Raw genomic sequence first — 22,081 nt, forward strand, 5'->3', positions numbered from 1 at the left:
GTCAGAACGCGCTCAGGCCGGTCAGGGCGCGTCCGATGACGAGCTGGTGGATCTCGTCGGTGCCCTCGTAGGTGCGTACGGACTCGAGGTTGGCGGCATGCCGCATCACCGGGAACTCGTTCGTGATCCCGTCTCCTGCGAGGATCGTGCGGGCCTGGTGCGCGATCTTCAGCGCTTCGCGCACGCTGTTCAGCTTGCCGACGGAGATCTGCGCCGCAGTCAGAGCACCGCGCTCCTTCAGCCTGCCGAGGTGCAGTGCGAGGAGCGTGCCCTTCTCGACCTCGAGCAGCATGTCGGCGAGCTTGGCCTGGGTGAGCTGGTTCGCGCCGATCGGCTTGCCGAACACCTCGCGGGAGATCGATCGCCCGAGCGCCGCCTCCAGGCAGCTGCGGGCGGCGCCCATGGCGCCCCAGATGATCCCGTACCGTGCTTCGTTCAGGCACCCGAACGGGCCGGAGAGCCCTTCGGCGCCGGGGAGGATCGCGTCGCTCGGCAGCCGCACGCCGTCGAGCGTGACATCGCATTGCACGGATGCGCGCATCGACAGCTTTCCTGCGATCGGCGTCGCCGTGAAGCCGGGCGTGCTCGTCGGAACCAGGAAGCCGCGCACCGCGCGTCCCCCTTCGCCGTACGCGGGGTCGTCGACGCGTGCCCAGACGATCGCGACGTCGGCGAGCGACGCCAGTCCGATCCAGCGCTTGGCGCCGTCGATCACCCAGTCGTCGCCGTCGCGCCGAGCGGTGGTGGTCATCGCTGCGGGGTCGCTCCCGCCCTGCGGTTCGGTGAGGGCGAAGCATCCGACGGCCTCTCCCGTCGCCATCCGCGGCAGCCACTGCTGCTTCTGCTCTTCGGAGCCGTACTTGGCGATCGCGCTCATCGCCAGCGAACCCTGGACCGATACGAAGGTGCGCCAGCCGCTGTCTGCGGCCTCCAGCTCCAGGCACACCAGGCCGTACGACACGGCGCCGGCGCCCGCGCATCCGTATCCGCTGATGTGCATGCCGAGGAAGCCCTGTGCTCCGAGCTCGGGAATCAGCTCTCGACGGAAGTGCGCGTCCTCGAAGTCCTGCTCGATGACCGGCTGGATGCGCTCCTGCGCGAACGCTCGCGCTCGCTGCTGCCAGTCGCGTTCTTCGTCGGTGAGCAGCGCGTCGAAGTCGAACACGGTGTCGATGCGGGGGGCGTGTGTCATGGGAGTTCCTCTCCGGTGAGCCATGCGGCGGGGTGCGCGTCGTTCAGTTCAGGGGGCGCGGTGCGGTAGTCCGCGGGGGTCTCGCTCAGGCCGATCGGACTCGCGATCGTGCGCGATGCGCCGAGCTCGACGACCGGGTCCAGTCCGAGCCGTTCGGCGAAGGCGATCGCCTCGGCCACGTCGTTCACGAGGCCGGCGGGGATGCCCGCGGCGCTCAAGTGCGCGACCCACTCCGTCGCCGGGGCGGTCGCCAGGCGATGCTCGAGGATGGCGGTGAGCTCGTCGCGGTGCGCGACGCGGTCGGCGTTGCTCGCGAAGCGCGGATCCGTCGGGAGATCCGGCAGGCCGAGCGCGGCGGACAGCGCGCGGAACTGCTTGTCGTTGCCGACGGCGATCACGAGGTCGCGATCGGCGGCGCGGAACAGCGCGTACGGCGCGATCGACGGATGCTCGTTGCCGAGGCGCCGCGGGGGCGTGCCGGTGGCGAGGGTGGAGGCGGCCTGGTTGGTCAGAGCCGACAGCAGGCTGTGCAGGAGGTCGACCTGGATCCGCTGTCCGACCCCGCTGCGGTCGCGCTCGCGGAGGGCGAGGAGGATCCCCGCGACGGCGTTCTGCCCGCACAGCACATCGACCAGAGCGACGCCGGCCTTGGCCGCGGGGCCGTCGGGGTCTCCGGTGATCGACATCAGCCCTCCCACGGCCTGCACGAGCAGGTCGTAGCCGGCCAGGGCTGCGCCGGCCCCGTCGCCGAAACCGGTGATCGAGCAGTAGACGACAGCCGGATTGACCGCGCGCACGGCGTCGTGGTCCAGGCCGAAGCGCGCCATCACGCCTGGACGGAAGTTCTCGACGACGACATCGGCGGATGCCGCCAGCCGCAGTGCGCGCGCGCGATCGGTCTCGTCGGTCAGGTCGAGCGCGACAGACCGCTTGTTGCGGTTCACGCTGCCGAAGTAGGTGGCCATCCCGTTCTCGTCGATCGGAGGCAGCCAGTGCCGGGTGTCGTCGCCGAGCGGCGGCTCGATCTTCAGGACGTCGGCGCCGAAGTCGGCCAGAGTCATCGTGGCGTAGGGGCCGGCCAGCACCCGGGAGAAGTCCGCGACGCGCACGCCGTCGAGGACTCCGTGTCGTCCGGAGCGCGCTGAATCGGTCATCGTCATCCGCCTTCGCATGTCGGGTGCAGCGTGCAACCGGTATTGATCCTATATGGAATCTTTCAAAGCGCTCAAGCGTTCGGTGAGGCCGGGCTCGACTATCGTGAGGACATGCCCTCGAACCTTGGACCCGGCGTGAAGGCGGCCGTGTTCGCTCAGCTCACCGACGCCGGTCGCGCAGAGCAGGTGGCGCAGCGGCTCGCCGACGGCATCGCGCTCGGTGTGCTGCAGCCCGGTGAGCGGCTGCCCAGCGAGCCGGAGCTGGTGCGCCGCTTCGGCGTGGCGCTCATCACGGTGCGCGAGGCCCTCGGGATCCTCCGCACGGCCGGGGTTCTGGAGACCCGCCGCGGTCGCGGAGGAGGGAGCTTCGTCGTCGGGCAGGGCGGAGACCAGGACGACATGCTCGCTGCCAGAGTGCGGCGTCTGAGTCCGATGGAGCTCGCCGACATCGCCGTGATCTTCGGAGCGCTCGCGTCCGCATCGGCGGCCGCCGCCGCGGGGCGCGCCACCGAGGACGAGGTCGCCAGAGTGACGCGCTGGCTGGATGCGGCGGACTACTCCTCGGCTGCGGCTGCGCGGATGAACCAGGGCGGCTTCCAGCTCGAGCTCGCCGTGCTGAGCCAGTCTCCGCGACTCGTGCGCGAGCAGATCCGTCTCCAGGCGGAGTCGGGTTCCGTGCTGCTGGCGGGTCTCGACGACGAGGCCACGCGGAGCGACGTCAGAGCAGCCGATCGGCGCATCCTCCGTGCGGTCCAGCGGCGGCAGCCGGGGGCTGCGCGCTCTGCGGTGGAAGCGCTCGAGCAGGCGCTCCTCCGGCGCGTGCTGGCCAGCCGCATCGAGGGCGCACGGCAGGAGGTGAGCGATGGACGCACGAGCTGACGCCGCGGCGCACGCCGACGACCTCTTCGACGGCGTCGTGGCGACCCTGCACGGCTGGCGGGAGCGCGCAGAGCAGGTGCTGGCCGAGGGGGGAGACCGCCGTGTCGAACTCGATGCCTGCGTGGAGTCTCTGGTGGTGCCGGAGCTGGCGCGCGCGAATCCGCTCCTCGTCGGTGCCGGTGCGATCGCGGACGACGCATCCGAGGGGCCGGGCGGAATGCACTTCGCGTGGTGGCTGGGGCCCCTCAGCACCAACCCGGTGCTTCGCACCACGACAGAGCCCACGCCGCTCGACCTGTCCGCCCGCGGCTACGTCGAGTACGTGCGGGACTTCCGTGATCGCGAGTGGTATCGCGTGCCCGTCGACACCAGGCGGGCTCATGTCACCGGGCCCTATGTCGATCATCTGTGCACCTGCGACTACATCGTGACGGTGACGATGCCGCTGTCGTCGGGGGCGTCGGAATCCGCGACCGTGGTCGGCGTCGTGGGCGCCGACATCGCCGTGAGCACCCTCGAGCGCGAACTCCTTCCCGGTTTCGCCGCTTCTTCCGCCCCGCTGGCGCTGGTCGGAGCGGGTGGCCGGGTGGTGCTCTCCACGGTGCCGGAGATCGTGCCGGGCTCGCGGGCTCGATGGCAGGACGGCGCCGCGCTGGCGTGCCGCAGCGCGCCGTTCGCGGTCGTCATGGACCCGCAGCCGGACCCGGTGCGAGGATGATCAGGGGTCACGCCTCCTCCTGAAACATCCTGTGTAGTATCTTTTTTCAACAGCGTGCGGATCGAGCGCGCGCCCGCATGGATCGAAGGAGCCCCATGACCTACGCAGTGACGAACCCGACGACCGGCGTCATCGAGCGCACGTACGACACCATCGGTGAGGACGCCCTCCAGCAGGCGATCGCGGATGCCGAGCGGGTGCGGCTCACCTGGACCAAGACGTCGACGGTGGCCGAGCGGGCGGCGCTGATGCGCCGCGTGGCCGAGCTGCACGCCGAGCGCGCCCAGGAGCTCGGCGAGATCATCGTCCGCGAGATGGGCAAGCCGATCGAGCAGGCCGTCGGAGAGGTGGAGTTCGCCAGCGCGATCTTCGAGTACTACGCCGACAACGCCGAGTCGCTGCTGGCGGATGAGCCGATCGAGCTCCTCGCCGGAGAGGGGTCGGCCTTCGTGCGACGCTCTGCGCTCGGCGTCCTGCTGGGCATCATGCCGTGGAACTTCCCGTACTACCAGGTCGCGCGTTTCGCGGGCCCGAACCTCGTGATCGGCAACCCGATCCTGCTCAAGCACGCCGAGCAGTGCCCCGAGTCCGCCGCGGCGATCGAGAGGATCTTCCTCGACGCGGGGTACCCGCAGGGGGCGTACGTCAACCTCTACGCCTCGCACGAGCAGATCGAGACGGTCATCGCCGATCCGCGGGTGCAGGGCATCTCGCTCACCGGGTCCGAGCGCGCCGGAGCCAAGGTCGCGGAGATCGCGGGACGACACCTGAAGAAGGTCGTGCTCGAGCTCGGCGGATCCGACCCGTTCATCCTGCTCTCCACCGACGATCTCGACGCGACCGTCGAGGCTGCCGTGCTCGCCCGCGTCGACAACAACGGACAGGCGTGCAACGCGGCGAAGCGCTTCATCATCGTCGACGAGCTCTACCAGCCGTTCCTCGACAGGTTCACCGCAGCGATGAACGCTGTCGTCGAGGGCGACCCCGCGCAGGAGGGCACCGCTCTCGGGCCGCTCTCGTCGGCTCGCGCCGCCGAGATCCTCGCCGAGCAGGTCGACCGCGCGGTCGCCCAGGGGGCCACGCTGCACTCGGGCGGCACTCGTCGGGAGAACTACTACCCGGCGACGATCCTGACCGACGTGGCTCCCGGCAGCGACGCGTTCCATGAGGAGTTCTTCGGCCCGGTCGCCCAGGTCTTCCGCGTGGCCGACGAGGCGGCGGCCGTGGAGCTGGCCAACGACACGCCCTTCGGTCTCGGGTCGTACGTCTTCACCACCGACCCCGAGCAGGCACTGCGCGTCGCCGATGGGATCGAGGCCGGCATGGTCTTCGTCAACGTCGTCGGCGCCGACGGAGCCGAGCTGCCGTTCGGCGGCGTCAAGCGCAGCGGTTCCGGCCGTGAGCTCGGCCGCTTCGGGGCCGACGAGTTCGTGAACAAGAAGATGATCCGCATCGGCTGATCGGATCGGATCGCCCAAGAGGGTCGCTCGCACGCATCCGTCAAGCCCGCTGCGCTCATAGGGAGCCCGGCGAATACTGGGGTGATGTTCGATCAGCTCCCCGACCGTTCCGGTGCGATCGACCTCGTGCGGCTCCTCGCGGTCGCCGCGATCGTCGCTGGGCACGCGTTCACGAAGGACGTCACGCAGGCGTGGCTGTATTCGTGGCACGTGGCCGTGTTCTTCATCCTGACGGGGTACCTCTGGAAACCCGGACGGATGCTGCGCACGGAGGTCTCCCGTCGCGCGCTCAGCCTTGGGCGCCCCTACCTGGCGGCGTTCGCCGTGCTGACCGCGGTACTGCTGCTCGTGAAGCCGGTCGATGCGCTGCACACGATCGCCGGAGGTGTGGAGGGCGGCCGGTTCGCGCAGATGCCCTACGTGACGCTGTGGTTCGTCTCGGCGCTGTTCTTCACCGCCGTCGTGTTCCGGGCGATGGAGCGGCTCCCGTACGCCGTGCAGTGGGGCATCGGCATCGCGGGCGCCCTCGCGGCGTGGGCGTGGAGCGGACCGTTGTCGCGCACGCCCCTGGGCATCGGCTACATCGCCACCTGTCTGCTCTACCTGCTGGTCGGCGATGCGCTGCGTCGGGCGCGGGACCGGATCGCGATGCCGCTGGTCTCCGGCGTGGTGGCCCTGACCGTCGGCGCCGTGCTCGTCGCGGTCGGCGCGGCGGCGCCGCTGGACATCAAACTCGGCGACGACGGCACACCGGCCGTGTCCGCTCTCGCGTCGAGCGCGATCTCGATCGGCCTGATCCTCGTGGCCGAGAGCGTCGTGCGCCCAGGGCGCTTCGCCAGGGCCTGCACTCTTCTCGCCCTGCCGCTGCTCACCGTGGTCCTGCTGCATCCGCTCGTGCTCTGGCTGGGAGCGCCGCCGTGGGCGCAGTTCGCCCTCGGCATCCTCGTGCCGCTCGCCCTGGGGCTGGTCGCGCTGCGCACCCCGCTCTCCCCGTGGATCACCGGGCAGACCAGGGTGCCGGGTGCACGGGCGATAGGCTCCGCCGTATGACAGACGACGTTCGCAACGTGCACGACGCCCTCGCGGCCATCACCGAGCACTGGCAGCCGCATCGGCTGACCAGCGTGAACGACTACGACGTCAAGGTGGTGAAGCTGCAGGGCGAGTTCGTCTGGCACACCCACCCCGACACCGACGAGCTGTTCATGGTGATCAGCGGCACCCTGACCATCCAGCTCCGCGACGGCGACGTTGTCCTCGGCCCGAACGACGTGTACGTGGTGCCGCGCGGCGTCGAGCACTGCCCGAAGGCCGACGACGAGGTCCACGCCCTCCTGTTCGAGCCGAAGGGCACGGTCAACACCGGGGATGCCGGAGGGGACATGACCTCGGAGCTGCGCGAGCTCCGCTGACCTGACCGGTCCTCCGCACCGCGGCCGGGAACTAGTTCCGGTGCTCCGCGTAGTACTCCAGCAGCGCCTTCGTCGACGGGTCCTGCGCGGCGACGGCATCCGCGTCGCCCTCGATCGCCGGGGCGATCTGCATGGCGAGCTGCTTGCCGAGCTCGACGCCCCACTGGTCGAACGAGTTGATGCCCCAGATCGTGCCCTGCGTGAACGTGATGTGCTCGTAGAGCGCGATGAGCTGGCCGAGCACCTGCGGGGTGAGCGCCGGCGCGAAGATCGACGTCGTCGGCCGGTTGCCGGCGAAGGTGCGGGCGGCCACGAGCGCCCCTGTGGTGCCCTCGGCCTCGACCTCGGCGGCCGTCTTGCCGAACGCGAGCGCCTTGGTCTGCGCGAGGAAGTTCGCCAGGAACAGCGCGTGCACGTCCTGCCCGCCGTCGGTGAGCGGGTAGGCCGGGTTCACGAAGGCGATGAAGTCGGCCGGGATGAGCCGGGTGCCCTGGTGGATCAGCTGGTAGAACGCGTGCTGGCCGTTCGTCCCGGGCTCGCCCCAGAAGACCTCTCCGGTGTCGGTGGTGACGGGCGTGCCGTCCCAGCGCACCGACTTGCCGTTGGACTCCATGGTGAGCTGCTGCAGGTACGCGGGGAAGCGGCTGAGCTGCTGCGCGTAGGGGAGCACCGCATGCGACTGCGCGTCGAAGAAGTTCACGTACCAGACGTTCAGGAGCCCCATCAGCACCGGGACGTTGCGCTCCAGGGGAGTGGTGCGCACGTGCTCGTCGACGGCGTGGAAGCCCGCGAGGAGGTCGCGGAACGTGTCGGCTCCGAGGGCGATCGCGAGCGACAGGCCGATGGCGGAGTCGACCGAGTAGCGACCGCCCACCCAGTCCCAGAAGCCGAAGGCGTTCGTCGGGTCGATCCCGAAGGCCGCGACCTTGTCGAGCGCGGTGGAGACCGCGACGAAGTGGTGCGCGACGGCATCGGTGCGGGACTGCTCGCCGCCGTCGATCGCTCCGGATGCCGTGAGACCGGCCCACAGCCAGTCGCGGGCGAGCCGGGCGTTGGTGAGCGTCTCGAGGGTCGTGAAGGTCTTCGACGCGACGATGAACAGCGTCGTCTCGGGGTCGAGGTCCGACGTCTTCTGCGCGAGGTCGGTCGGGTCGATGTTCGACACGAAACGGGCCTGGATGCCGGCATCCGCATAGGGCTTGAGCGCCTCGTAGACCATGACGGGGCCGAGGTCGGAGCCGCCGATGCCGATGTTCACGACGTGCGTCACCCTCTTGCCGGTGATGCCGCGCCAGTCGCCGGAGCGGACGCGGTCGGCGAAGGCCGAGAGCGCGCCGAGCACCTCGTGCACATCGGCATCCACGTCCTGCCCGTCGACGACGAGGGCCGGAGAGGCGTTCGCGGGGCGGCGCAGCGCCGTGTGCAGCACGGCACGGTCCTCGGTGGTGTTGAGATGCGACCCCGAGAGCATGGCGGCGTAGCGCTCGGCGACCCCGGTCTCCTCCGCGAGGCGGAGGAGCGCTGCGAGCACGTCGTCGGTGACGAGGTTCTTCGACAGGTCGACGTGCAGATCGGCGAGGGGGAGCGAGAAGCGCTCCGCACGCGCGGGGTCGGCGGCGAACCAGCCGCGAAGGTCGGGGACGAACCCGCCGCGGAGCGCGGTGAGCTCGGACCAGGCGGACGTGCGGGTCGGGTCAACGGGAGCGGTCATGGGTACATCCTAGGATTGCGAGGATGAGCGAGACGACGGCACCGGCACGGATCGTCGTGCCGCTGTGGCGGCGGATGCTGTTCAACCCGGTGCTCTGGGGGACGGCACTGCTCGCGGCCGCGACCGCGCTGACACTGGGCACGCAGGACATCGACCTCCCGCAGTTCCTCCTCATGCTCGTCGGCGGGTGGTGCTTCGGCCTCGCGTTCGTCAACGCGACCTTCGGGATGCGGCGCAACGGGCTCGTGCTGCACCTCGCCGTCGCGATCGTCCTGGTGGCGACCATGCTCGTCGTCACGGAGTACGGGTCGCGCCTGCTCGACCCGCTCCCCGACACGGTGAAGGGCGTGCTCCTCGTGCTCTGGATGGCGGCGATCCCCGCGACGGGGTGGATCGTGCTGGGTCTTCTGGGCCGGGTGACCGATGCCCTCACCCGGCGCGAGCGCAAGAGGACTCCGGTGCGCGTCCCTCCGGAGTGGGAGCGCGATGAGCGCGGCGACGGCTCGTTCGTGCGGTTCCCGGCGATCGAGATGCGGATGCGCGAGCTGACCCTGTCGATCATCGGGATCACGGTCTTCGTCGGTCTCATCGGCATCGCCCTGCTCATCTCCTTCAGCGACGTCGTGATGCGCTTCCCGCCCCGTCTGGCCATCGTCCTCATGGGGCTGGTGCTCGGGCTTCCCGCCTACCTCGTGCTCACCGCGACGCTCAGGAAGCGCACGAAGGAGTGCACGGTGGCGTTCGGGAACGACGAGATCCGCATCCGGCTCGGCGATTCGGCATCCGTCGTGCGCTTCTCCGAGCTGGAGCACCTGCGCTGGCGCTGCCGCAGCGAGTACGCGCGCATCGAGGTGCGCGGTCCCGGTGTCGACCTGTCGCTGTTCGCCGGTCTGGCCAAGGCGCCTCCCGGGCGCACCGCCGAGCTGCCGGTGCTGCCTCGACGCGTCTTCCGCAGGCTGGAGCTCGCGGGTCTCGTCGTGGCGAAGTCCCGGCGGGACGAGGTCATCACGTTCTCGCGCGCGGTCTGAGCAGCGAACGGGCGGAGGTATCCTGGTAGGCGGCCGCTACGACAGGAGACCCCGTGATCCTCAGCTTCATCTTCTTCATGATCCTCTTCCTCGGAGGCATCTACCTGATGGGTCTCGCACAGTCGCTCGAGGACTTCCAGGCGATCGTGTTCGTCGCGGGCCTGCTGATCGTGAGCCTGTCGCTCGCGTTCATGATGCGCCAGGGCGGCTCGGCCACGCGCCGCTCGAACAACTGGTCTGGCAAGGCCGCGGAGTAGCACCCGCGCCTCAGCGCCTCTTCGCGAGACGCGCCTCGAGGTTCGCCTTGACGGCGGGCCACTCCGGCTCGATGACGGAGTACTCGACGCTGTCGCGCAGGGCGCCGTTGCGGTAGCGGCTCATCGCCCGCATCACGCCGTCCTGCTTGGCGCCGAGTCGCTCGATGGCGGCGCGCGACTGGAAGTTCACCCACTGGGTCGTCAGTCCGACGCGGAACGCGCCGAGCGTCTCGAACGCGTGCTGCATCAGGAGCAGCTTCGATTCGGCGTTCGTGCCGGTGCCGTGCGCCGAAGGACGATTCCATGTGTAGCCGATGTGCACACGGGGCACATCGGCGACCAGATCGTACAGCGAGGTGAGGCCGAGCACCCGGCCGGACGCATCGAACGCGGTGAACGGCACCATCTCACCCGACTCGATCAGACCGAGACGGCGGTCGATCTCCGCGGCGAGGCCGTCGGGAGACGGCACGGACGTGTACCAGGCGGTCTGCCACAGGTCACCCTCCTGCAGGGCGTCGAGGAGGCCGTCATGGTGCGAGCGGTCGAGCGGGCGCAGTTCGACGAGGCGTCCGGTGAGGGTGACGGGGAGCGGAGCGGTGCGGAAGGCCATGCGGCCATTCAACCAGCGCGGCGACGATGCGGCGTCACGCCGCACGGGCCCGCTGGAGCAGACGCTGGAACCCGAAGACCAGTTCGACGGTGACCCCCAGCTCGAAGGCGATGCTGGGCGCGTGGGGGCCGCGGGTCGCCTCCGCCTCGGCGTACGAGGCGGGCGTGATCAGCAGCTGAGCCGCCCATTCGTCGGCTCGACGCTCCTGTCTGTCGCGGAGCGAGGCCCTCGTCGTCGGAAGGTGCCCGAGGACGGCGTGCGCCAGCTCGTGCGCGAGCACGCTCCTCTTCATTCGCTCGCTCATGCCGGGAGCGAGGCGGATCGTGCGTGACCACGGGTCGAAACCGCCCGGGGTTCCTCCGGGCCTCTCGACGATGCGCAGGCCATGCTCCTCGATGAGGGGAAGGAGCTGGTCCATGCGCTCTCCTATTGGTAGAGGTCGTCCGTGTCGCCGTCGTGGGTGAGGCGCGATTCGAAGGCGACCTCAGCATCATCTTCGCGTCGACCGGGGACATCGGAGCGGCGGCGGATGGGCGTGACCGTTCCGGCGCCCGCTCGCCGGGCGTCGTCGGCGCGGAGCCGCTCCTCTGCGCGGGCGAGGACGACGTGCGGCTCGACGTCGAGGGCGACGCAGACGCCGTAGAGCACGGGGATCGGGATGGAGCGCTTGCCGGTGACGTAGTTGTCGAGTCCGCTTCTCGCGATGCCGACCTCGCGCGCCATCGCGGCGATGCTGCTGCCGCCGGCGGCGATCTCGGCCCGCAGCTGGCGACCCACGGCCGCGTTGAACTGCTCGCCCTGTGTCTTCACCCGTGTCACGATAGCACCGGGGTGAAGCCAAGATGCCGTCATTCTGGTTGCTGAACGCTTGATCGCTCACAGTCGGGGCGATAGTGTCGTCAGGTGACGACAGAAGTGCGACGAAAGGTGGCTGACGCCGTCAGGTCCGCGCTCGCCGCCTCCGGGCACACGGAGCGATGGCTGGCCGCACGGGCGAGCATCGACCGTGACGACCTGCGTGACAAGCTCACGCTGCGCACCGATTTCACCGTCACCGACCTCGCAGACATCGCCGTCGCGCTCGGCATCCCGATAGCGACCCTGTTCCCGCAGTCGAGCGGCGACGCCTCGCGAGCGACTGATCATCAGCGCTGATGATCAGCGGCGCACGGCCGCATCAGCGAGAGGATGAGCGCGCGCTCCCTCACCATTCCGCCCGGTAGCGCTGCGCGCATGAGGGTAGCGTTGCACGCATGAAGACTGTGCCCTTCGGCTCCGCCGCCGCCCCCGCCGTCATCGCCGGCTTGATGCGCATCGACGACAAGGATGATGCGCAGATCCGCGCGCTCTACGACACGGCCAGGGCCTCGGGGATCGACTTCTTCGACCACGCCGACATCTACGGCGGGCGAATACACTTCTGTGAGGAGCGGTTCGCCGGAGCGCTGCAGCTCAGCCGGGCGGAGCGCGAGGAGATCGTGCTGCAGACCAAGTGCGGCATCGTCCCCGATCGAGGGATGTTCGATTTCTCCTACGAGCACATCATCGGCCAGGTGGAGGGTTCGCTGCGGGCCCTTCAGACCGAGTACATCGACGTGCTGCTCCTGCACCGCCCCGACGCCCTCGTCGAGCCCGACGAGGTCGCTCGCGCCTTCGACGAGCTGGAGTCCGCGGGCAAGGTCCGCGCCTTCGGCGTCTCGAATCACACGCCCCGGCAGATCGACCTGCTGCGCACCGCCGTTCGTCAGCCCCTCATCGCGAACCAGCTGCAGCTGTCGATCACCCACGCCCCGATCATCGCCCAGCCGATCGCCGCCAATATGGCGGGCGAGGAGCAGAGCGTCGTCCGCGACGGCGGCGGGATCGTCGACTACTGCCGCATCAACGGCATCACGATCCAGGCCTGGTCGCCGTTCCAGGGCGGCTTCTTCACCGGGGTGTTCCTCGGCAACCCCGAGTACGCCGACCTCAACGCGGTGATCGACCGGCTCGCGGCCTCCTACGGCGTCGCCCCGATCGCGATCGCGACGGCGTGGATCACCCGCCACCCGGCGAAGATGCAGGTGGTGCTGGGCACCACGACGCCCGAGCGGGTGCGGGATGCCGCGGCCGGAGCCGACGTGGAGCTGACCAGGGCGGAGTGGTACGAGCTGTTCCGGGCGGCCGGGCACCTGCTGCCCTGATCCGGTGCTGCCCTGATCCGGCGGGCGTCGTCTACCCTGAGATCATGCCGTTCCTGTTCTCGCTCCTCGTCATCGCGCTGATGGTCGGCGCGCTGATCGACATCATCACGCGCGAGGACTCGCAGGTGAAGTACCTCCCGAAGATGGTGTGGATCATCCTCGTCATCCTCCTGCCGCTGATCGGCGGCCTGCTCTGGTTCGCGCTCGGCAGGGACTACGGCGACGGCGGCATCCGGATCCCGCAGATGCGCCGCGCCGCTCCGACGACCCGCACGGCGCCCGCTCCGCCGGCTCCGCCCGCCGATCTGCGGACCACAGAGCAGCAGATCGCCGACCTCGACCGTGAGATCGAGGAGTGGCGGCTCCGCGAGGAGCTCGAGAAGCGCAAGCGCGACCAGCCGCCGGCGGCAGAGAGCTAAGCCCGCGCGAAGGACTCCCGCAGCGCCTCGTCGAGAAGCGGATAGCGGAACTCGAAGCCCGCGGCGGTGAGCTTCTCGGGCAGCACCCAGCGGCTCTTCAGCACGAGTTCCGTCTCGGTGCGGATGCCGATGGCTCCGAGCTCGAGCATCCATCGCGGCATCGGCGGCCCGATGCGCGCCCCGAGCACGGACCGGACCGCCGCCATGAAGCCGACGTTGTCGACGGGGTTCGGTGACGCCGCGTTGACCGGGCCGTCGAGCGACGGGGTCTGCTCGAGGAAGTCGATGATGCGGGCGATGTCTTCGACGTGCACCCAGCTGAACCGCTGCCGTCCACGCTTCGCCCCGGGGAAGTGGCCGGTGCCGGCCGCACGCCGCGCTCTGCTCACGGGCCAGCGACCGTCGTACTGGGGGCCGCCGAGGCCGAGCTTCGCGAGGGCGCGGAGCGGGCCGAGGACTCCGCCGTCGCCCAGCACGATCGCGCTGCGGAGGGCCACCCTGCGTGTCGACGGGAGATCCTGCGCGAACAGGGCCTTCTCCCACGCTGTGGCGACCTCGACGGAGAAGCCCGTTCCGATCTCGCCCGTGGACTCGGTCATCGGGCGGTCTTCGGCGTGGCGGTAGATCGTGGCGGTCGAGGAGTTCACCCACAGCGGCGGCGGGGTGTCGGCCCGAGCGATGGCTGTGGCGAGGGAGGAGGTCGTGTCCAGGCGCGACCGGAAGATCTCCGCCCGGTTCTCCGGGGTGTAGCGGCAGTTCACGCTCTTGCCCGCGAGGCCGATGACGAGAGCGGCGCCGTCGACAGCGCGGTCGATGCCCGCCTGGTCGCCCCAGTGGAGGTCGGCGTTCGAGCGGGAGATCGTGATGACCTCTCGCCCGGCCTCGCGCAGCCGCTGCTGCAGGTATCCGCCCATGAATCCGGTGGAACCGCCGATCACGACGTGACCCGTGCTCATCCCTGTGCCTCCTCGATGCGATAGTCGAAGTCTCCGCGGTACTCGTACACGCGTCCCATGAACGGCGCATCGACGGTCAGGGCGATGCGCTGGCGTCCGACCTCGTCGTCGAACCTCTCGGTCAGGCGCACGACGGGGGAGAGCGCGCGCGGCGCGCGGAGCCGCAGACGACCGAGGCGGACGCCGACTGCGCGGCTCGTGAGGCGGAGGGCGCCGTCTCGCACGTCCACGTCGAAGCACGCGACGACGACGCCCGGTTCGCCGAGCTCATCGACGACGCGGCCGTGGCGGGAGAGGACGACGGCATCGCGCATGGTCCAGGCGCCGGTGGGGAAGTCGAACCGGCGCATGCCGATCGCCCGCGAGGCCACGGTCACGTTCTCGACCCGGAACGGCACGTCGCGCTCCCACCGGGCGGCCACGACGCCGCGGCGCTCCAGTGTGCGCAGCAGGGGCCACAGCCAGCGGCGCGGAGTGCCGACGCGCTGGAAGACCCCTTCGCCGATGCCGACATGACCGTCGGGGACGCCGCGGAAGTACTCGCGGAGGCGCGGATGCAGCTCCTCGATGCGGTCGCCGAGCGCCCTGGCATACGGGGACTGCGGAACCGGCGTCACGCTCCGAGCCTACCGACCTCGTGCGGGAGGTCGTGCCGGGGAGCGGAGCATCCGCTCGAGCGCGGCGAGGGCGTCGTGCTGCGGGGCGCTGTCGTCGAGCAGCCACTGCGTCTGCAGGCCGTCGGATGCCGCGATGACGAGAGCGGCGACCGCGTCCGGCGGCACGTCGTCGCGGATGAGGCCCGACTCCTGCTGCAGCCGTACGCGCTCGGAGAGCTCGTCGCGCAGCCGGGCGAAGCGGGTGGTCGCGAACTCCCGCGCGGCGGGGTGCCCCTCTTCCAGGGCGGTGGCGATGAGCGAGGAGTACAGCTGCACGAGCCCCGGCACCTCGCGGTTGGTGCGGGCCGACTCGATCATGAGCTCGACCGGCGTCATGTCGTCGGGGATGGGCTGGCGCTCGTCGTCCTCATCGCCGCTGGCGAGGTAGACCGCGACGAGGAGCTCTTCCAGCGAGCCGAAGTAGTGGGTGAGGGCGGCGTGCGTGACGCCGACCTCCTTGGCGATCGCGCGCAGGCTCGTGCGGTCGGCGCCTCTCGCCGCGAACACCTCGATCGCCCTGTCCAGGATCTCCTGGCGGCGCGCGACGCCCTTGGCGTAGGCCCCCCGCTGGCGTGGGCGCTCGTTCTGTCCGGACATGACGCGAGTCTATCGAATTAAAACTTCCGCTTGGAGGTTTTCGGTGATAGCCTCCTGTGCACAGGGCGGCACCGGCCCGCGCGTCACCGAAGACCACGAAGGAGCACCACCGATGACGGTTCAGACATCCATCCAGCTGTTCACGCTCAAGAACGAGCTCGACGCCGATCTCGACGGCACGCTCGCCGCCGTCGTCGCCCGCGGATTCGTCGCCGTCGAGCCCTACGACTTCGTGCACCGCGCCGAGCCGCTCGCCGCGGCCCTCGCCGCCGCCGGCCTGGTCGCACCCAGCGGTCACGCCTTCCTCGCCTCGGAGTCCTTCGTCAACCCCGACGGCAGCGGCACCAGCGTCCCCGTGCCGACCCCCGCCGAGGTGTTCGCTGCGGCGAAGACGCTCGGCATGGGCACCGTCATCGATCCCTACACCGAGCCCGCCCGCTGGGAATCGGTCGAGCAGATCGCGGAGACCGCGCGCCTGCTCAACGCGGCCGCAGAGATCGGCGCCGCATCCGGCATCCGCGTCGGATACCACAACCACGCCCACGAGCTGGAGGCGGTCTTCGACGGCGTCACCGGTCTCGAAGTCCTCGCCGGGCTCCTCGACGAGCGCGTCGTGCTCGAGGTCGACCTGTACTGGGTCGCCCGAGGCGGCGTCGATCCCGTCGCCCTGCTGCAGCGCCTCGGCAGCCGTGTCATCGCCGTGCACGCCAAGGACGGCACGCTCGATCCTGAGCTCGTGAACGCGTACCCGCCCGCCGACCAGGTCCCCGCAGGAGACGGCGCCGTGCCGCTCGTCGCGGCGATCGCGGCCGCACCGGCGCTCGAGCTCGCGATCGTCGAGTTCGACCACTACGAGGGCGACCTCCTCGACGCCGTCGAGCGCAGCCGCGTCTACCTCGACGAGAACGTGGCCGGCTGATGGCCGCCGACAGCGCGACGGTGGGTGTCGGCATCATCGGCGCCGGCAACATCAGCGACCAGTACCTCAGCAACCTCACCACCTTTCCCGACGTACGGGTGCTCGCCATCGGAGACGTGATCGTCGAGCGCGCCGCTGCACAGGCGGCGAAATACGGAGTGCCACGCTCCGGGGGCGTCGATGTCGTGCTCGACGACCCCGAGATCGACATCGTCGTGAATCTCACGATCCCGGCCGTGCACGTCGAGGTCTCCGAGGCGATCATCGCCGCCGGCAAGCACGTGTGGACCGAGAAGCCGCTCGGCGTGAGCCGCGAGGAGGCGCGCGGACTGCTGGAGAAGGCGGATGCCGCAGGCCTCCGCGTCGGCGCGGCGCCCGACACCGTGCTCGGCCCGGGGGTGCAGACCGCCAAGCGTCTGATCGCCCGCGGCGACATCGGCCGTCCGCTCTTCGCGCAGACCACCTTCCAGTGGCAGGGTCCGGAGATCTTCCACCCCGACCCCGCTTTCCTCTACGCCAAGGGCGGCGGTCCGCTGCTGGACATGGGACCGTACTACGTCTCCACCCTCGTGCACGTGTTCGGCCCGGTCGCGACCGTGGCCGCACTCGGGCTGAAGGGTGCAGAGACGCGGCGCGTGCAGCAGGGGCCTCTGGCCGGACAGGAGTTCCCCGTCGAGGTGCCCTCGACGCTGAGCGTGCTGATGGACTTCGAGGGCGGCGGTCAGGCGCAGAGCCTGTACAGCACCGACTCCCCGATGCTCCGTCAGGGCATCGTCGAGATCACCGGCACGGAGGGGACCCTCGTGATCCCCGATCCGAACACCTTCGGCGGTGCGATCTCGATCACCCGCCCGCTCACGCGGATGTTCATCCCGCCGGAGCCCATCCAGCAGGAGATCGTCGACGTCGAGCAGGAGGGCGTGCTCTCCGGCCGCGGCATCGGACTGCTCGACATGGTGCGCTCGGTGCGCGACGGCCGTCCGCACGTCGCGACCGGCGAGTTCGGCTACCACGTGCTCGACACGCTGCTGTCGATCGAGGAGGCCGCGGCCTCGCGCTCCTTCGTCGCCGTGGAGAGCACTCTCGACGAGGTCGGGGCGCTGGACGCGTCGTTCGACCCGTACGCCAGGACGTTCTGAGGCGGGCGCCTGGTCAGGCCGCGGGTTCGCGGAGCCTGACCAGGCGCTCGTGGCCGGTCTCCTCGAGCTCGGCGATGTCATCGCGCGACTTGAGGAAGTCGGAGAACGAGCGATAGCCCAGGGCCTTCTCGCTGAAGGACGGGTCCATGCGCCGCATGTGGGTCTTCACCGCCGAGCTGTGCAGCCACTCGTCGGCATCCGCCTTGTCGTGGCCCAGACGCAGCGCGCGCTGCAGCAGCGCGGTCGCCTCGCCCTGCTCGTCGAGCTTCGCGGGAGCGGGCGCATCCGCCGTCGATGCGGCCTTCGTGCGAGAGGCCTTGGCCTTGGGCGCCGTCTTGGCCTTGGCGGCGGGCTCGACGGTCTCGGGCACGGGGGCAGGGGCGGCGATCCGCGTCGGCCTGACCACGCCAGGCAGCGAGTCGTAAGACTCGAACTCGTCGCACGCGGCCGCGAGGGACTTCGCGGTCGAGCCGGCGACGCCGACGCCGATCACGTAGCGCCCCAGCCGCTTGCAGCGCTGGGCGAGGGGCACGTAGTCGCTGTCGCCGGCGACGATCACGGCGTGGGTGAGGTCGGGGAGACGGAACATATCCTCGACGGCATCCACGGCGAGGCGGATGTCGGCGCCGTTCTTCGCGTACGCCGCGGCGGGGAAGAGCTGCACCAGGTCGACGGCGCGGGCCACGAGCTGCGTACGGTACTCGGCGTTCACCGGCGACGACCAGTCCGCATAGGCGCGCGTGAGCACGAGGGTGCCGAACGACGCGGCGTAGTCGATGATGGCGCCGACGTCGATCATCGCGGCGCGCAGGCGCTCGGTCACCTCAGGGTCGTCGGGGCGCTCGGTGATGCGCTGGCGGTCCTTGCCGTAGGCGTTGCGCCCGTGCACCCGGTCGTACCAGGAGATGACGATGTTGTCGAAGTCGAGGTAGACCGCGACGCGGGCCTCCGATGCCTCAGCCATTGTGCGACTCCTCTGTGGGGTAGGTCACGCCGATCTGAGCGCGGATCTCGTCGAGCGTGCCCATGATCGCCACGGTCTCGGCGATCGGCAGGATGTCTCCTTCGAGGAGCCCGTCGCGCACGAGGCGCTCGGCGGCGTGCGCCTCGTGCTCCATGCCGCGGGGCGCATCCGGAGCCGGCGGCCCCCCGATCTCCTCGAGGACGGTGCCGTCAGGGGCGATGAGGCGGAGGGTGGATGCCGACGACCACGCCGGCTGGATCTCGATGCGCGCCCTGGTGCCGAGGATCGACGCCGTGTTCGACCCAGCCGCTCTCGACGAGGAGAAGCTCGTCGAGACGGCGCCACCCTCGTGGACCATGACCGTGGCGACCTCGGCGTCGGCGCCGGTCTCGACGAGACGGCCCGCGGCCTGGATGCTGGTCGGGGCGCCCAGCACGTCCCAGATGAACGAGATCGGGTAGATGCCGAGGTCGAGCAGAGCGCCGCCGCCGAGTTCCAGCGCGTTGAGGCGGTGCGCGGGGTCGGAGGGGAGGAGCTGGGTGTGCGAGGCCGACACCGTGCGGATCTCGCCCAGGGCGCCAGAGGCGATGAGCTCGCGCATCCGCACCATCTGCGGGAGATAGCGGGTCCACATGGCCTCCATCACGAGCAGGCCGCGCTCGGCGCCGAGGCGCTGCAGGGACTCGGCCTCCGCCCGGTTGACCGTGAACGCCTTCTCGACGAGGACGTGCTTGCCGGCCTCGAGCGCGAGTCGCGCGTTGTCGTGGTGCATCGGATGCGGCGTCGAGACGTACACGATGTCGACGTCGGGGTCGGCGACGAGCGCCTCGTAGGTGGGATGGGTGTGCTCGGGGGCGATGCCGTGCGCGGCGGCGAAGGCGTCGGCGGACTCCTGGGAGCGTGAGCCGACAGCCACCAGATCGAGCCCTGCGCTGCGCAGATCGGATGCGAACGCGCCGGCGATGCCGCCGGTCGCGAGGATTCCCCAACGAAGACCAGTCATGGTCTCAGCGTAGAGGGTGAGGGGCGCGGTCAGGCCTTCGCGAGCGCCAGATCCAGGTCGGCGATGAGGTCGCGGGGATCCTCGAGGCCGGCGGACAGTCGGATGGTGGTGAGCGAGATGCCGGCCGCCTCGCGCTGCTCGGCGTTCAGGTGCGAGTGCGTCATCGACGCGGGGTGCGCCACCAGGCTGCGCGCATCGCCGATGTTCGCGACGAGACGGACCACCCGCAGGGCGTCGATCACCCGGCCGACGCGCTCCTGGGCGCCCTCGTCCGCGGGGCCGGCCAGGTCGAAGGAGAACACCGACGGCACGCCGTCCGGCAGGTAGCGCTGCGCGAGCCCGTGCCACGGATTGCCCTCGAGACCGGGGTGGTTGACCCTGGACACCGAGGGGTGCTCGGCGAGGAAGCGGGCGACGGCGAGGGCGGTGGCGCTCTGCCGCGACACGCGCAGGTCGAGGGTCTCGATACCCTGCAGGATCTGCCAGGCGTTGAACGGCGAGAGGGACGGGCCGAGGTCGTGCACGTACTTCGACTTCACCAGCGCCGCGAACGCCTGCCCGATGCCGAACCGCTCCCACAGCACGAGCTCGCCGAAGCGCTTGTACGGGGCGGTGAACTGCGGCCAGCGGTCGGGCTCGGCTCCGAAGTCGAACGTGCCCTGGTCGACGACGACCCCGCCGAGGGAGGTGCCGTGCCCGGAGAGGAACTTGGTCGCCGAGTGCACGACGAAGTCGGCGCCGTGCTCGCCGGGGCGCACCAGGTACGGCGTCCCCACGGTGTTGTCGATCACGAGCGGCACACCGGCCTCGTGCGCGATGTCGGCGACGAGTCTGATGTCGAGCACCTGAGCGACCGGGTTCGCGACGGACTCGGCGAACAGGGCGCGGGTCTCCGGACGGATCGCGGCCCGCCAGGCATCAGGGTCGTCCTGATCGACGAAGGTCACCCCGATGCCGAAGTCCTCGAACGTGTCCTGGAACAGGTCGACGGTGCCGCCGTAGAGCTGGTTCGCGGCGACGATGTGGCCGCGCACGCCGACGAGCGCGAGCAGGGTCACCGCGACGGCGGCCTGACCGGAGGCGACGGCGACCGCGGAGGCGCCGCCCTCGAGCGCCGCGACGCGCTCCTCCAGAACCTGCTGGGTCGGGCTGGCGTTGCGGCTGTAGAGGTTGCCCGTGGTGCGCAGCGCGAACAGGTCCGCAGCATCCGCGAGCGAGGAGAACTGGTACGCGGCCGTCTGGTAGATCGGCGGCACGGCGCTGTTCTGGGGTGTCCCTGGGACGTAGCCGGCCTGGATCTGCCGGGTCGCGAACTCGCTCATCAGACCATTGTGATGAGCGAGCGGTCCGTGCTTCGGCGTGTGTCGAACTGTTGCACCGCGTGAACCCCCGAATCGCCGCCGTGGCGCGGTGGAGCGACCGCTCGTACCGTGGCCGCCATGACCGAACCGCTCATCATCGGCGCCATGGTGCGCACTCTCGGCGCGTACCCCTCCGGGTGGCGTCACCCCGGCGCCCACCGCGACCCGTCCGCCGACCACGCCGTCCTGCGGCGCATCGCGGAGGAGGGGGAGGATGCCGGTCTCGACTACCTCTTCTTCGGCGACTGGCTGGCCACCGGGCCCGACCTCGAGTTCCGCGACCCCTACCTGCTCGCGCGGATCGACCCGGTGAGCGCCGTGCTGTTCCTTGCCGGGCTCACCTCCCGCATCGGGCTCATCGCGACGGTGAACACCACCTACGCCGACCCTTACACGACGGCGCGCTCGCTCGCCTCGCTCGACGTGCTCTCCGGGGGCCGCGCCGGCGTCAACCTCGTCACCGGCGCCGAGCCGCGGGCTGCGGGCAATCACGGCCGCGACGCGCACGCCGACAACGAGGGCCGCTACGACAGGGCGGAGGAGTTCGTCACCGCTCTCCGCCGGCTGTGGGACTCGTGGAGGGAGGACGCCTGGGTCGCCGATGCCGAGCGCGGCGTGCTCATCGATCCGGAGGGTCTGCGCCCCGCCGACGTCCGCGGCGACCACGTGCGGGTGGACGGTCCTCTCAACGTCGCCCGACCTCCCCAGGGGCAGATCCCGATCGTGCACGCCGGCACCTCGCCCCGGTCGCGTCACCTCGCCGCGACCGAGGCCGATCTCGCGCTCATCGCGGCGCCGACCCTCGCGGACGCGATCGCGACGCGCGGCACTCTGCGAGACATCGCGGCAGAGGCCGGACGCTCTCCCGACGACGTGAAGGTCATCGCCCCCGTGCTCCCGGTGGTCGCGGAGTCGGATGCCGAGGCCCACCGCATCGTCGAGAGGCTGCTCTTCCTCGTGCCGCTGGCGGAGGGGCATCAGCGGGATCGGACGGCCTTCCCTCCGAACCGCACGGTCGAGGCGGTGGCGGATGCGCTCGGGGTCGCCGCCGACGACCCGCTCAGGGCCGCGTCCTTCGATGCGCCGGTGACCGCCCACGAGGCCGCGCGGCTCGGATCGGCGGGAGAGGCGCTGATCGCCCGTGTCGCGCGCATCGCCGGGCTCGGCGTCGGCGGAGAGCGTCCGGTGACCTGGCGTCATCTCGTGGCCGCGCACGCGGTGCCGGCGGCCTTCGTGGTCGGCGGCGCCTCGGCGATAGCCGACCACTTCGAGACCTGGCGCGACGAGGGGGCGGCCGACGGATTCAACGTCCTCTCCGCCTTCCAACCCGCGCAGTTCGAGGCGTTCACCCGGCTCGCCGCCCCCGAGCTGCGCCGCAGAGGGCTGCTCGGACGCGACGGCGGCACCCTCCGCGACCGCCTGCGCATTACGTCGCATGTCGATGCGTGACAGCGGGTGAC

General features: G+C 70.4%; 25 protein-coding genes. 13 read left to right on the forward strand and 12 right to left on the reverse strand.

Annotated features, from left to right (window positions below):
• Position 1: 1 nt before the first annotated feature.
• Together ACFY5A_RS17380 and ACFY5A_RS17385 are read right to left on the reverse strand one after the other, a co-directional pair.
• The gene (locus ACFY5A_RS17380) at positions 2–1,192 is read right to left on the reverse strand and encodes an acyl-CoA dehydrogenase family protein (protein ID WP_387236087.1); all 1,191 of its coding nucleotides are present in this window, start codon (positions 1,190–1,192) and stop codon (positions 2–4) included.
• Positions 1,189–2,352 (reverse strand): CaiB/BaiF CoA transferase family protein, encoded by a 1,164-nt coding sequence (locus tag ACFY5A_RS17385; RefSeq protein WP_387236090.1) that lies wholly within the window; start codon positions 2,350–2,352, stop codon positions 1,189–1,191. The genes ACFY5A_RS17380 and ACFY5A_RS17385 overlap by 4 nt, the downstream gene beginning before the upstream one ends.
• A gap of 105 nt (positions 2,353–2,457) precedes the next feature.
• Here ACFY5A_RS17385 and ACFY5A_RS17390 point away from each other — a divergent pair, with 105 nt between their 5' ends.
• The 5 genes from ACFY5A_RS17390 to ACFY5A_RS17410 all read left to right on the forward strand — a co-directional run bounded on the left by ACFY5A_RS17390 (position 2,458) and on the right by ACFY5A_RS17410 (position 6,815).
• On the forward strand, positions 2,458–3,225 hold the full coding sequence (locus ACFY5A_RS17390; protein ID WP_387236093.1) for a FadR/GntR family transcriptional regulator: 768 nt from the start codon (positions 2,458–2,460) through the stop codon (positions 3,223–3,225).
• On the forward strand, positions 3,209–3,943 hold the full coding sequence (locus ACFY5A_RS17395; RefSeq protein WP_105672331.1) for a cache domain-containing protein: 735 nt from the start codon (positions 3,209–3,211) through the stop codon (positions 3,941–3,943). Before ACFY5A_RS17390 ends, ACFY5A_RS17395 begins: the two co-directional genes overlap by 17 nt.
• A gap of 95 nt (positions 3,944–4,038) precedes the next feature.
• Positions 4,039–5,403, forward strand: coding sequence for an NAD-dependent succinate-semialdehyde dehydrogenase (locus ACFY5A_RS17400; RefSeq protein WP_387236097.1), 1,365 nt, complete (start codon positions 4,039–4,041; stop codon positions 5,401–5,403).
• Between the two features lie 84 nt (positions 5,404–5,487).
• The gene (locus ACFY5A_RS17405; protein ID WP_387236099.1) at positions 5,488–6,453 is read left to right on the forward strand and encodes an acyltransferase; all 966 of its coding nucleotides are present in this window, start codon (positions 5,488–5,490) and stop codon (positions 6,451–6,453) included.
• Entirely contained in the window at positions 6,450–6,815 is a 366-nt protein-coding gene (locus tag ACFY5A_RS17410; RefSeq protein WP_105672328.1) for a cupin domain-containing protein, read from the forward strand. The genes ACFY5A_RS17405 and ACFY5A_RS17410 overlap by 4 nt, the downstream gene beginning before the upstream one ends.
• A 31-nt stretch (positions 6,816–6,846) precedes the next feature.
• Here ACFY5A_RS17410 and pgi read toward each other — a convergent pair whose 3' ends face one another.
• Entirely contained in the window at positions 6,847–8,526 is a 1,680-nt protein-coding gene (gene pgi / locus ACFY5A_RS17415; RefSeq protein ID WP_387236103.1) for a glucose-6-phosphate isomerase, read from the reverse strand.
• 23 nt (positions 8,527–8,549) lie between these two features.
• Between pgi and ACFY5A_RS17420 the strand changes: the two genes are divergently transcribed.
• Together ACFY5A_RS17420 and ACFY5A_RS17425 are read left to right on the forward strand one after the other, a co-directional pair.
• A complete protein-coding gene (locus tag ACFY5A_RS17420; protein ID WP_341941611.1) occupies positions 8,550–9,554 on the forward strand; it encodes a hypothetical protein in 1,005 nt (334 codons plus the stop codon).
• 53 nt (positions 9,555–9,607) lie between these two features.
• Positions 9,608–9,811: a hypothetical protein gene (locus tag ACFY5A_RS17425; RefSeq protein WP_341941612.1), complete on the forward strand. Its 204-nt coding sequence runs from the start codon at positions 9,608–9,610 to the stop codon at positions 9,809–9,811.
• Between the two features lie 10 nt (positions 9,812–9,821).
• Here the strand turns inward: ACFY5A_RS17425 and ACFY5A_RS17430 are convergent, their stop codons facing one another.
• From ACFY5A_RS17430 to ACFY5A_RS17440, 3 genes are read right to left on the reverse strand one after another with little or no spacing between them, the layout of a single operon-like run.
• Positions 9,822–10,424: a GNAT family N-acetyltransferase gene (locus tag ACFY5A_RS17430; protein WP_105672325.1), complete on the reverse strand. Its 603-nt coding sequence runs from the start codon at positions 10,422–10,424 to the stop codon at positions 9,822–9,824.
• 34 nt (positions 10,425–10,458) lie between these two features.
• Positions 10,459–10,842, reverse strand: coding sequence for an ImmA/IrrE family metallo-endopeptidase (locus ACFY5A_RS17435; protein WP_105672324.1), 384 nt, complete (start codon positions 10,840–10,842; stop codon positions 10,459–10,461).
• A gap of 8 nt (positions 10,843–10,850) precedes the next feature.
• On the reverse strand, positions 10,851–11,234 hold the full coding sequence (locus tag ACFY5A_RS17440) for a helix-turn-helix transcriptional regulator (protein ID WP_341941613.1): 384 nt from the start codon (positions 11,232–11,234) through the stop codon (positions 10,851–10,853).
• 93 nt (positions 11,235–11,327) lie between these two features.
• Here ACFY5A_RS17440 and ACFY5A_RS17445 point away from each other — a divergent pair, with 93 nt between their 5' ends.
• From ACFY5A_RS17445 to ACFY5A_RS17455, 3 genes are all read left to right on the forward strand, one after another.
• Complete coding sequence (locus ACFY5A_RS17445; protein WP_387236108.1) at positions 11,328–11,579, forward strand: hypothetical protein; 252 nt, start codon at positions 11,328–11,330, stop codon at positions 11,577–11,579.
• A 98-nt stretch (positions 11,580–11,677) separates the two neighbouring features.
• Positions 11,678–12,607: an aldo/keto reductase family oxidoreductase gene (locus tag ACFY5A_RS17450; protein ID WP_387236111.1), complete on the forward strand. Its 930-nt coding sequence runs from the start codon at positions 11,678–11,680 to the stop codon at positions 12,605–12,607.
• Positions 12,608–12,651: 44 nt separating this feature from the next.
• Positions 12,652–13,026: a PLDc N-terminal domain-containing protein gene (locus tag ACFY5A_RS17455; protein ID WP_387236114.1), complete on the forward strand. Its 375-nt coding sequence runs from the start codon at positions 12,652–12,654 to the stop codon at positions 13,024–13,026.
• Here the strand turns inward: ACFY5A_RS17455 and ACFY5A_RS17460 are convergent.
• Genes ACFY5A_RS17460 through ACFY5A_RS17470 form a run of 3 tightly spaced genes read right to left on the reverse strand, consistent with a single transcriptional unit; the run spans position 13,023 to position 15,235 of the window.
• A complete protein-coding gene (locus tag ACFY5A_RS17460; RefSeq protein ID WP_387236116.1) occupies positions 13,023–13,982 on the reverse strand; it encodes an epimerase in 960 nt (319 codons plus the stop codon). The genes ACFY5A_RS17455 and ACFY5A_RS17460 overlap by 4 nt on opposite strands.
• Positions 13,979–14,599: a DUF4166 domain-containing protein gene (locus ACFY5A_RS17465; protein ID WP_387236119.1), complete on the reverse strand. Its 621-nt coding sequence runs from the start codon at positions 14,597–14,599 to the stop codon at positions 13,979–13,981. Before ACFY5A_RS17465 ends, ACFY5A_RS17460 begins: the two co-directional genes overlap by 4 nt.
• Before the next feature lie 9 nt (positions 14,600–14,608).
• Entirely contained in the window at positions 14,609–15,235 is a 627-nt protein-coding gene (locus tag ACFY5A_RS17470) for a helix-turn-helix domain-containing protein (RefSeq protein WP_341941619.1), read from the reverse strand.
• Positions 15,236–15,347: 112 nt separating this feature from the next.
• On the opposite strand from ACFY5A_RS17470, the gene ACFY5A_RS17475 reads away from it, so the two are divergent.
• Positions 15,348–16,154: a sugar phosphate isomerase/epimerase gene (locus ACFY5A_RS17475; protein WP_341941620.1), complete on the forward strand. Its 807-nt coding sequence runs from the start codon at positions 15,348–15,350 to the stop codon at positions 16,152–16,154.
• On the forward strand, positions 16,154–17,293 hold the full coding sequence (locus ACFY5A_RS17480) for a Gfo/Idh/MocA family protein (RefSeq protein ID WP_387236123.1): 1,140 nt from the start codon (positions 16,154–16,156) through the stop codon (positions 17,291–17,293). The genes ACFY5A_RS17475 and ACFY5A_RS17480 overlap by 1 nt, the downstream gene beginning before the upstream one ends.
• 13 nt (positions 17,294–17,306) lie before the next feature.
• Here ACFY5A_RS17480 and ACFY5A_RS17485 read toward each other — a convergent pair whose 3' ends face one another.
• The 3 genes from ACFY5A_RS17485 to ACFY5A_RS17495 are packed head-to-tail and all read right to left on the reverse strand — an operon-like array spanning position 17,307 to position 20,582.
• Complete coding sequence (locus tag ACFY5A_RS17485) at positions 17,307–18,257, reverse strand: NYN domain-containing protein (protein WP_387236126.1); 951 nt, start codon at positions 18,255–18,257, stop codon at positions 17,307–17,309.
• Positions 18,250–19,260 (reverse strand): Gfo/Idh/MocA family oxidoreductase, encoded by a 1,011-nt coding sequence (locus ACFY5A_RS17490; protein ID WP_341941623.1) that lies wholly within the window; start codon positions 19,258–19,260, stop codon positions 18,250–18,252. The genes ACFY5A_RS17485 and ACFY5A_RS17490 overlap by 8 nt, the downstream gene beginning before the upstream one ends.
• Before the next feature lie 29 nt (positions 19,261–19,289).
• Complete coding sequence (locus tag ACFY5A_RS17495; RefSeq protein WP_387236130.1) at positions 19,290–20,582, reverse strand: O-acetylhomoserine aminocarboxypropyltransferase/cysteine synthase family protein; 1,293 nt, start codon at positions 20,580–20,582, stop codon at positions 19,290–19,292.
• Positions 20,583–20,699: 117 nt separating this feature from the next.
• Here ACFY5A_RS17495 and ACFY5A_RS17500 point away from each other — a divergent pair, with 117 nt between their 5' ends.
• Entirely contained in the window at positions 20,700–22,070 is a 1,371-nt protein-coding gene (locus tag ACFY5A_RS17500; RefSeq protein ID WP_341941625.1) for an NtaA/DmoA family FMN-dependent monooxygenase, read from the forward strand.
• Positions 22,071–22,081: the final 11 nt, after the last annotated feature.

This window comes from Microbacterium sp. NPDC012755, from assembly GCF_042901325.1.
Taxonomy (GTDB): domain Bacteria; phylum Actinomycetota; class Actinomycetes; order Actinomycetales; family Microbacteriaceae; genus Microbacterium; species Microbacterium natoriense.